Below are 12,932 nucleotides of genomic sequence, written 5' to 3' on the forward strand. Positions count from 1 at the left end.
GTCATCACGCCCTGTCCGCGACGCGCTCGCCCAGCAGGCCTTGTGGCCTGAACAGGAGCACGAGGATGAGGAGTACGAAGGCCCAGACGTTGGCCCAGCTCTGGCCGCCGAGCTGCTGCATGCCGGGGATGTCGCTGATGTAGGCGGAGGCGAGGGTTTCGGCGATGCCGAGGACGACGCCGCCGAGCATGGCGCCGTAGATGTTGCCGATACCGCCCATGACGGCCGCGGTGAAGGCCTTGAGGCCCATCAGGAAGCCCATGCGGTAGTCGATGTTGCCGTATTTCAGGCCGAACGAGACCGCGGCGACGGCGGCGAAGAAGCCGCCGATGGCGAAGGCGACGACGATGATGCGGTTGGTGTCGATGCCCATGAGCTGCGCGGTGTCCGGGTCCTGGGCGGTGGCCTGCATGGCGCGGCCGGTGCGGGACTTGCGGACGAACCAGGCGAGGGAGGACATGCAGACGATGGCCGCGCAGACCAGGAAGATGTCGGCGTCGGTGATGTCGACGGAGCCGATGCTGTGGGTGGCGTCCAGGCTGGGGAAGGCGCGGGACTTGTCGGCGCCGGGGTAGAAGTTGCGGACCAGTTCCTGGAGGGTCAGGGAGAGGCCGATGGCCGTGATGAGGGGCGCGAGGCGTGGTGCTTGCCGTAGCGGCCGATAGGCGAATCGTTCGGCCCCGACCGCGACGAGGACGGAGACGATGCCACCACCGATCAGCATGAGGGGGACTGCGGCCCACATCGAGGTGCCGTCGGGCAGGATGTAGGCGTAGACCGTGAGGGCGCCGAACGCCCCGGTCATGAAGATCTCGCCGTGTGCGAAGTTGATGAGCTGGACGATGCCGTACACCATCGTGTAGCCGATGGCGATCAGCCCGTACATCGAGCCTAGGAGCAGCCCGTTGGCCAGCTGCTGCGGCAGAGTGTGCACCGCATGGCCTCCATGTCGCTGGTGGTCGTATGCACTGGTCGTGTGCCTGGAGTGGATGTGAGAACGGGCCGCGCGGTCGGGGTCCTCCTTCCGCGCGGCCCGTGGTGCGGTGTTTCCGGGGCTGGGGTCAGCCGCTGAAGATCAGCCGTTGAACGTGCCGGTCTTCACGGCGACCCACTTGCCGCCCTTGACCTGGTACACGGTCAGCTGCTTGTTCGTGGTGTCTCCGTACTGGTCGAAGGAGACCTTGCCGGTGATGCCGTCGAAGCTCGACTTCTGGACGGCGTCGACGACCTTGGAGCGCAGTTGGTCGCTGGCGGGCAGCTTGCCGCCGTTGGCGTCCTTGACGGCCTTCACGGCCTTGATGATGGCGGTGGCGGCGTCGTAGGAGTAGGCGCCGTAGGCGCCGTAGTCACCCTTGTAGCCCTTGGACTTGTAGGTGTCGATGAAGCTCTTGGCCGCGGGCAGGGTGTCCGCGGGGACGCCGACGGAGGTGGCGAGGTCACCCTCGGCGGCCTTGCCGGCGGTCTGGATGTAGGTGGTGGCGTACATGCCGTCGCCGCCCATGAGCGGGATGTTGACCTTGGCGCCCTTGAGCTGCTTCGTGATCTTCTCGGACTCGTCGTACTGGCCGCCGTAGTAGACCATGTCGGCGCCGGAGGCCTTGATCTTGGTGACGAGGGAGCCGAAGTCGGTGTCGCCGGTGTTGACGTGGTCGGTGCCGGCGACGGTGCCGCCCAGCTTCTTGAACGCGCCGTTGAAGATGCCGGCGAGGCCGGCGCCGTAGGTCTGCTTGTCGTCGACGATGAAGGCCTTCTTCTTCTTGAGGCCGTTCCAGGCGTAGTCGGCGGCGAAGCTGCCCTGCAGCGCGTCCGTGGTCGCGGTGCGGAAGTACGTCTTGTACGGCCGCGACTTGCTCGTCTGCCAGTCCTTGCCCTGGGTCAGGGTCGGGTTGGTGTTCGAGGGGGAGATCTCGACCATGTTGGCCGAGTTGAACACCTGCTGCATGGACTGGGCGACGCCGGAGTTCAGCGGGCCGACGGCGCCGACGACGGAGGCGTCGCCGACCAGGGCCGTGGCGTTGGACTGGCCGGTGGCGGGCTGGGCCTTGTCGTCCAGGGCCTTGACCTTGAACTTGACGCCCGGGACCCAGTTGTTCTTGTTGGCGTCGTCGACGGCGATCTGAACGCCGTACTGGATGCCGAGACCAGTGGTGGAGTTCTCACCGGACAGCGGCGCGTCGACGCCGATGGTCAGCGTGGTGCCGGAGCTGCTGCCACCGCTTTTGTTGCCGTTGTCCCGGGAGCCGCAGGCGGTGAGGGTCAGAGCTCCGGTGGTCAGGACGGAGGTCAGAATCACCAAGGAACGCTTACGCACAATCAGTCCTTTCCGCAGTACCTCCGCCCCTGTGGGGGGCGACTGGTGCCGCGCATGTACCGAACTCCCGATGGAGCGGTGACTGGCCGTGACTCTAAGCCCGGTCTGTAGGCATGAGCATCGCTGTGCGCTGGCTTGTGACTTTCTTGTTATGACGTGGTGCACGCAGGGGTCGGGGGAAGGGGACTCTCAGCCGTTTTGGCGGAATTTCCGTTCAGTCCGCATTCTGAGAACCTGCACTTCCGCTTGGCCGTGAGGGCAGCGGGGCGGGGGAGTGGTCGCAGGCCTTGTGAAGCATCGTGGAAAGGTCTTGGGAGTACGCGCCGTCGAAGATGAAGCTGTGGTGTTGTATTGCGCGCGTGTTACGGAGCGTTACGTCAAGAAATGGTAGGTCGGCGTCGAGCGGGAGGCCGGAGCAGTCGGTCACGGAAATCCTCACCGTGACCCGCCGTGTGGTGCCCGCGGGGACGGTGAAGGAGGGTTTCGGCGTGACCCGTGCGTCGAGTCCGGCGAAGGCGGCGTCGACGACGGACAGGGTGACGGGCGGCCCGCTGTCGACCCGGACCGCGAAGCGGAACAGGCCGCTGCGGGGGCCCGGGGGCGTGGCGGGGCCGAGGTAGTGCCAGCCGGTGACGTTCGCCGGGAAGGGGACCGGGGCGGCGGCCGGGACGGCCCGGTCGGGGCCGGCGCCGGGGGCCAGGAGCACGGCGGCGAGGCCGGCCGCGGTGAGGGCGGCGGCCGCGAGGGCGGCTATCCGGACGCGCGGTGACAGGGCGCGCCAGTGGTCGAGTGCCTGATCGCCGAGGCGGGGCGGGTCGGCGCCGATCACGTCGTGGACGTCGCCCGTCTCGGCCGGCCCGACGGGTTCGACCGGCCCTGTGCCGCTCATGACCGCAGCCTCATGGGAGAACGGTAGGTGAGCGGGGTGGGCCGGGAAAGGTGCCGACGGTGACCGGGCCGGCCGGTACCGCCCTCGCCCGGTCAGCCGGTGGCGCCCACGGGTGCCCCGTCGCCCGGGCGGACGTCCCGCAGCAGGCAGGTCAGCCGGGCGCTGCACACCCGCCGGCCCTCCTCGTCGCTGATCACGATCTCGTACGTGGCCGTCGAGCGGCCCCGGTGCAGCGGGGTGGCCACGCCGGTGACCAGGCCGGAGCGCGCGCCCCGGTGGTGGGTGCAGTTCAGGTCGACGCCGACCGCGAGCTTGGAACTGCCCGCGTGCAGCATCGAGCCGACCGAGCCCAGTGTCTCGGCGAGCACGGCGGACGCGCCGCCGTGCAGCAGGCCGTAGGGCTGGGTGTTGCCCTCGACGGGCATCGTGCCGACGACGCGGTCGGCGGAGGCCTCGACGATCTGGACGCCCATCCGGGTGCCGAGGTGTCCGGCGGAGAACAGCGCGGGGAGGTCGACGCCGAGTGCCGCGTACTCGTCGATGACCTCTTGCGGGAACGTCACGTGCTGCTGCTCGCCCATGGGCCAGGCTCCGTTCGTCGTGATCAGTCGTGCAAGCCGACTGAGCAAACGCTCAGTCGGTTGCCGATTGTTCCAGACGTACGACGACGGACTTGCTGGCCGGGGTGTTGCTGGTGTCGGCGGTGTGGTCCAGCGGGACCAGGACGTTGGTCTCCGGGTAGTAGGCGGCCGCGCAGCCGCGTGCCGTCGGGTAGTGCACGATCCGGAAACCGGGCGCCCGCCGCTCCACCCCGTCCTTCCACTCGCTGACCAGGTCGACGTACGACCCGTCGGCCACTCCCAGCCGCCGCGCGTCCTCGGGGTTGACCAGCACCACCCGGCGGCCGTTCCTGATGCCCCGGTAGCGGTCGTCGAGGCCGTAGATCGTGGTGTTGTACTGGTCGTGCGAGCGCAGGGTCTGCAGCAGCAGCCGGCCCTCGGGCAGCTGCGGGTACTCCACGGGGGCCGCGGTGAAGTTGGCCTTGCCGGTCTTCGTCGGGAAGCGGCGCTCGTCGCGAGGGGCGTGCGGGAGGGCGAAGCCGCCGGGGCGGGCCACGCGCGCGTTGAAGTCCTCGAAGCCGGGCACCACCCGCGCGATGCGGTCGCGGATCGTGGCGTAGTCCTTCTCGAACTCCTCCCACGGCACCACGCTGCTCTCGCCCAGCACGCGGCGTGCCAGCCGGCAGACGATGGCCGGCTCGGACAGCAGTTCCCGGCCCGCGGGCTCCAGGCGGCCGCGGGAGGCGTGCACCATGCCCATGGAGTCCTCGACGGTCACGAACTGCTCGCCACTGCCCTGGAGATCGCGCTCGGTGCGGCCCAGGGTCGGCAGGATCAGCGCACGCGCGCCCGTGACGGCGTGCGAGCGGTTCAGCTTGGTCGACACGTGCACGGTGAGGCGGGCGCGGCGCATGGCGGCTTCCGTGACCTCGGTGTCGGGAGTGGCGGCCACGAAGTTGCCGCCCATGGCGAAGAACACCTTCGCCTCGCCGTCCCGCAGCGCGCGGATGGCCCGTACGACGTCGAAGCCGTGCTCGCGCGGGGGCGCGAAGCCGAACTCCTGCTCCAGGGCGTCGAGGAAGGCGGGCGCGGGCCGCTCGAAGATGCCCATGGTGCGGTCGCCCTGCACGTTCGAGTGGCCGCGCACCGGGCACACGCCCGCGCCGGGGCGGCCGATGTTGCCGCGCAGGAGCAGGAAGTTGACCACCTCGCGGATGGTCGGCACGGAGTGCTTGTGCTGGGTCAGGCCCATCGCCCAGCACACGATCGTGCGCTTCGAGGCGAGCACCATGTCCAGGGTCTTTTCGATCTCCGCGCGCGTGAGGCCGGTCGCGGCGAGCGTCTCGTCCCAGTCGGCGGCCTTGGCCGCGGCGGCGAACTCCTCGTAGCCGTGGGTGTGTTCGCGCACGAACTCCTCGTCGACCGCGCCGTCCGTCTCGAGGATCAGCTTGTTCAGGAGGCGGAAGAGGGCCTGGTCGCCGCCGATGCGGATCTGCAGGAACAGGTCGGTGAGGGCGGCGCCCCTGAGCATGCCCTGCGGGGTCTGGGGATTCTTGAACCGCTCCAGACCCGCCTCGGGCAGCGGGTTGACGCTGACGATCCGCGCCCCGCCCGCCTTCGCCTTCTCCAGGGCGGAGAGCATGCGCGGGTGGTTCGTGCCCGGGTTCTGCCCGGCCACGATGATCAGGTCGGCCTTGTAGAGGTCCTCCAGCAGAACGCTGCCCTTGCCGATGCCGATCGTCTCCGACAGGGCCGAGCCGGACGACTCGTGGCACATGTTCGAGCAGTCGGGCAGGTTGTTGGTGCCCAGCTCGCGCGCGAACAGCTGGTAGAGGAAGGCCGCTTCGTTGCTGGTGCGCCCCGAGGTGTAGAAGACGGCCTCGTCCGGGGAGGACAGCCGGGTGATCTCCTCGGCGATGATGTCGAAGGCGCGCTCCCAGCTCACCGGCTCGTAGCGGTCGCCTCCCTCGGGGAGGTACATGGGGTGCGTGAGGCGTCCCTGCTGGCCCAGCCAGTAGCCGCTGCGGGCCGCGAGGTCGGCGACGGTGTGCGCGGCGAAGAACTCGGGGGTGACCCGGCGCAGGGTGGCCTCCTCGGCCACCGCCTTGGCGCCGTTCTCGCAGAACTCCGCCGTGTGCCGGTGCTCCGGCTCCGGCCAGGCGCAGCCGGGGCAGTCGAAGCCGTCCTTCTGATTGACCCGCAGCAGGGTCAGCGCGGTGCGCTTCACGCCCATCTGCCGCTGGGCGATGCGCAGCGTGTGCCCGATGGCGGGCAGGCCGGCCGCCGCGTGCTTCGGCTCGGCGACCTGCGGCGCGTCCTGAACCGGATCGCCCTTGGGCGGCTTTGTTGCCATCGCTGAGTCTCCTTCACCGGCACCCGTGCCCTACACATCCGATCCTCGCACGCACCGGCGACAACGAGGCCGCCGGGTTTGCCGAGGACAGCAGCAATGGTTGCGCACTGGACAACAGTTGCGGAAGAGGCAACACAGTCCATGTCGTGACCGTCGATGGCGGCCGACTGTCAGTGGGGCGTGGCAGGATCGGGGACGTGGCAGAGACAGCATCGAAGAAGACCGAGACGTCCCCCGGCGGCGACCGCCCCCGCCTCATGCTCATGGACGGGCACTCGCTGGCGTACCGCGCGTTCTTCGCGCTGCCCGCGGAGAACTTCACGACGGCGACGGGCCAGCCGACGAACGCGATCTACGGCTTCGCGTCGATGCTGGCCAACACCCTGCGTGACGAGGAGCCCACGCACTTCGCGGTGGCCTTCGACGTCTCCCGCAAGACCTGGCGCTCCGAGGAGTTCACGGAGTACAAGGCGAACCGCTCCAAGACCCCGGACGAGTTCAAGGGCCAGGTCGAGCTGATCGGCGAGCTGCTGGACGCGATGCACGTCTCCCGGTTCGCCGTCGACGGCTTCGAGGCCGACGACGTCATCGCCACTCTTGCCACCCAGGCCGAGGCCGAGGGCTTCGAGGTGCTGATCGTCACCGGCGACCGCGATTCCTTCCAGCTGGTCTCCGAGCACACCACGGTGCTGTACCCGACGAAGGGCGTCTCGGAGCTGACCCGGTTCACCCCGGAGAAGGTCTTCGAGAAGTACGGGTTGACGCCCGCCCAGTACCCCGACTTCGCGGCCCTGCGCGGCGATCCGTCCGACAACCTGCCGGGCATCCCCGGAGTCGGCGAGAAGACGGCGGCGAAGTGGATCAACCAGTTCGGCTCCTTCGCCGAGCTGGTCGAGCGCGTCGACGAGGTCAAGGGCAAGGCCGGCCAGAACCTCCGCGACCACCTGGAGGCCGTCAAGCTCAACCGCCGGCTGACCGAGCTGGAGCGGCAGGTCCAGCTGCCCAAGGCGGTCACCGACCTGGAGCGCCCCGCGTACGACCGCAAGGCCGTCGCGATGATCCTGGACACCCTGGAGATCCGTAACCCATCCCTGCGTGAGCGCCTGTTCGCCGTCGACCCGGGCGCCGAGGAGGCCGAGTCGACCCCGATCACGACGGACGGCGTGGAGCTGGACGGCACGGTCCTCGGCACCGGAGAGCTCGCCCCCTGGCTCGCCGAGCACGGCACCGGCACGCTCGGCGTGGCCACCGTCGACACCTGGGCGCTCGGCACCGGCTCGGTGGCCGAGGTCGCGCTCGCCGCGCCCGCGGGGCCGGCCGCCTGGTTCGACCCCTCCCAACTGGACGAGGCGGACGAGACGGCCTTCGCCGCGTGGCTGGCCGACGCCGGCAGGCCGAAGGTCTTCCACAACGCCAAGGGCGCGATGCGCGTCTTCGCCGAGCACGGCTGGAGCGTCGACGGCGTCTCCATGGACACCGCCCTCGCCGCCTACCTGGTCAAGCCGGGCCGCCGCTCCTTCGACCTGGACGCCCTCTCGCTCGAGTACCTGCACCGCGAGCTGGCCCCCGCCGCGGCGGCCGACGGCCAGCTGGCGTTCGGCACGGACGACGGCGCCGAGGCCGAGGCCCTGATGGTCCAGGCCCGCGCCGTCCTCGACCTGGGCGAGGCCTTCGAGGGCAGGCTCCAGGAGGTCGGCGCCGCGGACCTGCTGCGGGACATGGAGCTGCCCACCTCCGCCCTGCTGGCCCGGATGGAGCGGCACGGCATCGCCGCCGACCGGGCCCATCTGGAGGCCATGGAGCAGATGTTCGCCGGGGCCGTCCAGCAGGCGGTGAAGGAGGCGCACGCGGCGGCCGGGCACGAGTTCAACCTCGGCTCTCCCAAGCAGCTCCAGGAAGTCCTCTTCGGCGAGCTGGCCCTGCCGAAGACGAAGCGGACCAAGACCGGCTACACCACGGACGCCGACGCGCTGGCCTGGCTGGCCACCCAGACGGACAACGAGCTGCCGGTGATCATGCTCCGCCACCGCGAGCAGGCCAAGCTCCGGGTCACCGTCGAGGGCCTGATCAAGACCGTCGCGACGGACGGCCGGATCCACACCACCTTCAACCAGACCGTCGCCGCGACCGGCCGGCTGTCCTCCACCGACCCCAACCTGCAGAACATCCCGGTCCGCACCGACGAGGGCCGCGCGATCCGCCGCGGCTTCGTGGTGGGCGACGGCTTCGAGTCGCTGATGACCGCCGACTACAGCCAGATCGAGCTGCGGGTGATGGCGCACCTCTCCGAGGACGCGGGCCTCATCGAGGCGTTCACCTCCGGCGAGGACCTGCACACCACGGCCGCCTCGCAGGTGTTCGCCGTCGAGCCCGGCGCGGTCGACGCGGAGATGCGCCGCAAGATCAAGGCGATGTCGTACGGCCTGGCGTACGGGCTGTCGGCCTTCGGCCTGTCCCAGCAGCTGAATATCGACGCGGGTGAGGCGCGGGCCCTGATGGACGCGTACTTCGAGCGCTTCGGCGGCGTCCGGGACTATCTGCGCCGGGCGGTCGACGAGGCGCGGGCGACGGGATACACGGCGACCCTCTTCGGCCGCCGCCGCTATCTGCCCGACCTCAACAGCGACAACCGGCAGCGCCGTGAGGCCGCCGAGCGGATGGCCCTCAACGCGCCGATCCAGGGCACGGCGGCGGACATCGTCAAGATCGCCATGCTGAAGGTGGACGACGCGCTGCGCGAGGCCGGTCTGAAGTCCCGCATGCTGCTGCAGGTCCATGACGAAATCGTCCTGGAGATCGCCCCCGGCGAGCGCGCGGCCACGGAGGAGATCGTCCGCCGCGAGATGTCCGACGCCGTCCACCTGAACGTCCCGCTGGGCGTCTCGGTGGGCGCGGGCCCGGACTGGGAGTCGGCGGCGCACTAGCCTGCGGCGGCCGAGCAGGGGGTTCGTCGTCGTGAGGTCGCGCTGCGACGAGCCCCACGGCTCACGGCACGGTCACTCACGTGGCCCCCGTCAGCACGCCCCCGGCCCCCGGGTCCCGTAAGGATGCGGGCATGGGTATACGCATGCTCCACCGCCGCCCGGCGGGAGCGCAGGGTGCCGCACCGGTGCCCGTCGTGCCCCCCGCCCCGGTGCCGGCCCACGCCGCCACCGCGAGCACCGCCCGCATCCCGGCCGACCTGGTCACGACCCTGCGCCGCACGGCACGCCGCACAGCCGCCGGCCTCCGCCGCAGGCTCGCCACTCCCGGCGAACCGCCCCTGTGGCGGCTGTGGGCCGGCCTGGGCCGCAGTTACGCGGCCGGGTGCGCCGTCCGCGCCCGGCGCGCCGCCGTCCGCCTCCTCCGCCGCGGCCGCCGTGCCCGCACCTTCCCTGTGTTCGTCGTGCCAGCCGGCCCCCTCACCGACCGGCCGGACGGCCCGGTTCGGCGCTGAGCCACGCACCGCCGGAGCGGACGACGGCTCGGTTTCCGCGAGCGGCCGGGCTGCCGGGTGGCCGGGCGGTAGGCGAGGTCCGGGCCGTGTCGATCGGCACGGCCCGCCTGCTACGTCACCGGCCGGACGGCCAGGCTCGGCGCTGAGCCGCGCACCGCCGGAGCGGACGGCGGCGCGGTTTCCGCGGGCGGTCGGGCGGTAGGCGAGGTGCGGGCCGTGTCGGTCGGCGCGGCGCCGCCGGCGGCGTCACCGGCCGACCGGAGTGCCCCGCCCGACCCCTCACCGACCGGCGGAACGGCTCCGTTCCGCGCTGACGTGCTCCGGTCCGCCGAGTTCCGGGGCCGGGCGCCAGACCCGTACTCCGACGACGTACAGCAGCAGGCCCGGCACCAGGCCCGCGCCCGCTCCGAAGCAGACCGCCGGGATCAGCTCCCAGGGCTTCGCCGTGGACCCCCAGTACGCCCACCAGCGTGCCGCCCGCTCCACCGCCCCGACCCCGGCGCATCCGCCGACGACCAGGAGGGCCCACCACCGGTCCCGCGCCGACAGCACGGGAATCGCGGACGGGGCCGGAGTCGCCGGTGCCCGTCGCAGTGCCCGGACCAGCCACCCGGTGGTCACCACCAGGGCGAGCACGGAAGAGCCGTACTGCAGGTACCAGAACAGGGGAAAGCCCGCGACCATGTCGTTCAGCGCGGGGAACAGCCGTGTCCCGAACCGGTCGTGATGGGTGAACCCGTCCCACACGACATGCGTCAGCGCGCCCAGCACCGCCGACCCGTACCACCGGGCCACCGCCGACGGCCGTACCAGCGCGCGTGGCGCCCCGCAGCGCAGCAGCGCGGCCGGGCGCGGTTGCCGGGCCCGTGGCAGCAGCGCCACCAGGGGTTCGCGCACCAGCAGCCAGAGCCCCACCAACGCCCAGGCGATCAGCACGTCGACGGTGAGGACACCGGGCAGGGAATGGGTGACCGTCCCGAACTCCATACCTCCGGAAACGACACTCGCCGCGAAGTAGGTCATGTCGGGCGCGAAGGAACCGGCCACGAGAACGGCCGGAACCAGTCGTCCCCGCCCGCTTCCGTCGGCGCGCACGGCGGGCAGAACCGCCGCCGCGTGGCTCAGGGTGAACGGCAACGGGCCTCCTCGGCGGCGACGTTGATCGGAAGGGTCCAGTATGCGGGCTCCGTTCCGGTCAAACCCCACATGGCCAACTGGTGAAAACCGGGCACGAACGGGTGCACCTGGAAAGCAAGTTGTCGTAGGGTCGCCTGGGTCACAGCCCGGAGCGGGCAACCAGCACCGTGGGTCGCTCGTCACAACAGGGCGAGGACACAGACAAAAGACGGGCGCTCGGGCGTCCACGGGAGGGGTTCACTCTATGGCGGCGCAATTCGGCAGGCGGCTGGCCAAGGGCGCGGCGACCACGGCCGTGGCAGCGGTCGCGGTGGCGGCACTGTCCGCGTCCCAGGCTCCGGGGGTGCCGGTCGACGACCATGGCAGACAGACCGCCGCGGACGCCCAGCCGACCCCTGAAGCGACCGCCGACAGCGGCACCGCCACCGGAAACTCGCGGTACTACACGGACCTGCCGCCGCTCGACAGCCCCAACCCCAGCCCCAGCGCCTCGCCGAGCGCCGGCAGCACCCCGGTCGCGCAGGGCTCGGCGGAGGCCGGTATCCCGGCGACCGTCCTCGACGCCTACAAGAAGGCCGAGCAGTCCCTCAAGGAGGCCAAGCCCGGCTGCAACCTGCCCTGGCAACTGCTCGCCGCCATCGGCAAGGTCGAGTCGGGTCAGGCCCGCGGAGGCGAGGTCACGGCCGACGGCACCACCATCACCCCGATCCTCGGCCCGCAGCTCGACGGCAACGGCTTCGCGCTGATCAAGGACACCGACGGCGGCAGGTACGACGGCAACAGCCAGTACGACCAGGCCGTCGGCCCCATGCAGTTCATCCCCTCGACCTGGGCATGGGCGGGCCGGGACGGCAACGGCGACGGGGTCAAGGACCCCAACAACGTCTACGACGCGGCCCTCGCCGCCGCGCACTACCTGTGCCGCAACAACTGGGACCTGTCCCAGCAGGCGAACCTCAACAGCGCGATCCTCAGCTACAACGGCTCGCAGGACTACCTGAACCTGGTCCTGTCGTGGCTGGAGTACTACCGCAAGGGCACCCACGAGATCCCGGACGGCACGGGCACGCTCCCGTCGCACAGCAGCGACGACAAGTCGAAGACCCATTCCAGGCCGACGACCACGAAGCCCGGGAAGACGACGCCGCCGAGCACCGGTTCCCCGAGCCCCACCCCGCCGTCGGGCACCCCGGGCACCCCCTCCAGCCCGTCGCCCACCCCCACCGACACGGTGGACCGGCTATCGGACGCCGGCACCGCGAAGCTCACCGCGATGGCCGGGGACGCCTTCACCCAGAAGATCAGCACCAAGGCCGTGACCAAGGCCGGCAAGGCCGTCGCCAAGGTCCGCGTCCGCTTCACCGTCGTCGGCACGACCGACTCCGCCTTCAGTGGCGGCGAGACGGTCGCCACGGTCGTCACCAACGACTCCGGCGTGGCCGTCGCACCCGCACTCCAGGCGGGCGAGAAGACGGGCGACTTCACCGTCCGGGCCACCGTCGTGGGCCGCGCGGTCACCGGCGTCGACTACAAGGCGAGCGTCACCGAGCGGGTGGCGGACACCCTCGTTCGCACCAGCGACACCGCGCTGACGTGCACCCCCGGCGGGCAGTTCGCCGACCAGGTCGAGGTGAAGGCCACCTACCAGGGCGCCGTCGCCGACAAGGTCGGTGTCACCGCCACCCTCATCAAGTCGGTGCTCGATCCGACCGAGGACGACAAGGGCCCCTACTTCAAGGACGCCGACGGCAAGACCGTGCGCACCCTGACGGGCCTTCAGACGGATGCCGACGGTCTGCTGAAGCTCCCACAGCTGTACTCCGACGACACCACCGGCACCTTCATCCTGCGCATCACCACCGCCGGCGGCGCGACGCTCAACGTCCAGCTGAACGTGGCCGCGGCCGACTCCTCGGCAAGCCCCTCGCCGAGCCCGTCCGCGAGCCCGAGCGCGTAGCCCTTCGTACGACGACGACGGCGTCCCCTCTCGGAGGGGCCGCCGTCGTTGTGTGTGCAACGTGTTCTCATCTCGGCCACCCGTTGCTACGGTGCCGGACCTGACGATGTATCAGTTCCGTCCGTCGGGAGGCAGGCATGCGCGCCCTGATCGCCGCCGCGACCGGTCTCGCCGTCGCGTTCGCGCTGGTCCTCACGATCACCGCGATGGGGACGCCGACGGGAAAGACGTCCCCCAAACCGCTGCTGACGACGGTGCCCGCACACCCGTAGCCGTCCGCCCGGGAGGC

10 protein-coding genes are annotated in these 12,932 nt (G+C 70.8%); 4 read left to right on the forward strand and 6 right to left on the reverse strand.

The features are described from left to right. Positions 1-4: 4 nt before the first annotated feature. The 5 genes from ABZ453_RS02980 to ABZ453_RS03000 all read right to left on the reverse strand — a co-directional run bounded on the left by ABZ453_RS02980 (position 5) and on the right by ABZ453_RS03000 (position 6,113). On the reverse strand, positions 5-934 hold the full coding sequence (locus ABZ453_RS02980; protein ID WP_133042759.1) for a branched-chain amino acid ABC transporter permease: 930 nt from the start codon (positions 932-934) through the stop codon (positions 5-7). A 141-nt stretch (positions 935-1,075) separates the two neighbouring features. Further along, on the reverse strand, positions 1,076-2,296 hold the full coding sequence (locus ABZ453_RS02985; protein WP_359011177.1) for a branched-chain amino acid ABC transporter substrate-binding protein: 1,221 nt from the start codon (positions 2,294-2,296) through the stop codon (positions 1,076-1,078). A 229-nt stretch (positions 2,297-2,525) separates the two neighbouring features. After that, positions 2,526-3,200, reverse strand: a complete 675-nt coding sequence (locus tag ABZ453_RS02990; protein ID WP_359010921.1) for a hypothetical protein — start codon at positions 3,198-3,200, stop codon at positions 2,526-2,528. A gap of 92 nt (positions 3,201-3,292) precedes the next feature. After that, positions 3,293-3,781 carry a hotdog fold thioesterase gene (locus tag ABZ453_RS02995; protein WP_359010923.1) on the reverse strand — a complete coding sequence of 163 codons (489 nt, stop codon included), beginning with the start codon at positions 3,779-3,781 and terminating at the stop codon, positions 3,293-3,295. Between the two features lie 52 nt (positions 3,782-3,833). After that, a complete protein-coding gene (locus tag ABZ453_RS03000) occupies positions 3,834-6,113 on the reverse strand; it encodes an FdhF/YdeP family oxidoreductase (RefSeq protein WP_359010925.1) in 2,280 nt (759 codons plus the stop codon). 197 nt (positions 6,114-6,310) lie between these two features. On the opposite strand from ABZ453_RS03000, the gene polA reads away from it, so the two are divergent. Together polA and ABZ453_RS03010 are read left to right on the forward strand one after the other, a co-directional pair. Then, positions 6,311-9,037, forward strand: coding sequence for a DNA polymerase I (polA, locus tag ABZ453_RS03005; protein ID WP_359010927.1), 2,727 nt, complete (start codon positions 6,311-6,313; stop codon positions 9,035-9,037). Positions 9,038-9,168: 131 nt separating this feature from the next. Continuing rightward, entirely contained in the window at positions 9,169-9,549 is a 381-nt protein-coding gene (locus ABZ453_RS03010; RefSeq protein ID WP_359010929.1) for a hypothetical protein, read from the forward strand. 279 nt (positions 9,550-9,828) lie between these two features. Here the strand turns inward: ABZ453_RS03010 and ABZ453_RS03015 are convergent, their stop codons facing one another. After that, complete coding sequence (locus ABZ453_RS03015) at positions 9,829-10,686, reverse strand: DUF4184 family protein (RefSeq protein ID WP_359010931.1); 858 nt, start codon at positions 10,684-10,686, stop codon at positions 9,829-9,831. Positions 10,687-10,930: 244 nt separating this feature from the next. On the opposite strand from ABZ453_RS03015, the gene ABZ453_RS03020 reads away from it, so the two are divergent. Together ABZ453_RS03020 and ABZ453_RS03025 are read left to right on the forward strand one after the other, a co-directional pair. After that, positions 10,931-12,643, forward strand: a complete 1,713-nt coding sequence (locus ABZ453_RS03020) for a lytic transglycosylase domain-containing protein (protein WP_359010933.1) — start codon at positions 10,931-10,933, stop codon at positions 12,641-12,643. A gap of 137 nt (positions 12,644-12,780) precedes the next feature. Then, positions 12,781-12,915 carry an SPW_0924 family protein gene (locus ABZ453_RS03025; RefSeq protein WP_107416174.1) on the forward strand — a complete coding sequence of 45 codons (135 nt, stop codon included), beginning with the start codon at positions 12,781-12,783 and terminating at the stop codon, positions 12,913-12,915. Positions 12,916-12,932 lie beyond the last annotated feature (17 nt).

The organism is Streptomyces sp. NPDC005799, assembly GCF_040630525.1.
GTDB lineage: Bacteria > Actinomycetota > Actinomycetes > Streptomycetales > Streptomycetaceae > Streptomyces > Streptomyces griseorubiginosus_B.

What these genes read in the sequence shown, in the direction of transcription:
- ABZ453_RS02990 (WP_359010921.1), bottom strand. Translation starts at nt 3,200, where the DNA reads ATGAGCGGCACAGGGCCGGTCGAACCCGTCGGGCCGGCCGAGACGGGC.
- ABZ453_RS02995 (WP_359010923.1), bottom strand. Translation starts at nt 3,781, where the DNA reads ATGGGCGAGCAGCAGCACGTGACGTTCCCGCAAGAGGTCATCGACGAG.
- ABZ453_RS03000 (WP_359010925.1), bottom strand. Translation starts at nt 6,113, where the DNA reads ATGGCAACAAAGCCGCCCAAGGGCGATCCGGTTCAGGACGCGCCGCAG.
- ABZ453_RS03010 (WP_359010929.1), top strand. Translation starts at nt 9,169, where the DNA reads ATGGGTATACGCATGCTCCACCGCCGCCCGGCGGGAGCGCAGGGTGCC.
- ABZ453_RS03020 (WP_359010933.1), top strand. Translation starts at nt 10,931, where the DNA reads ATGGCGGCGCAATTCGGCAGGCGGCTGGCCAAGGGCGCGGCGACCACG.
- ABZ453_RS03025 (WP_107416174.1), top strand. Translation starts at nt 12,781, where the DNA reads ATGCGCGCCCTGATCGCCGCCGCGACCGGTCTCGCCGTCGCGTTCGCG.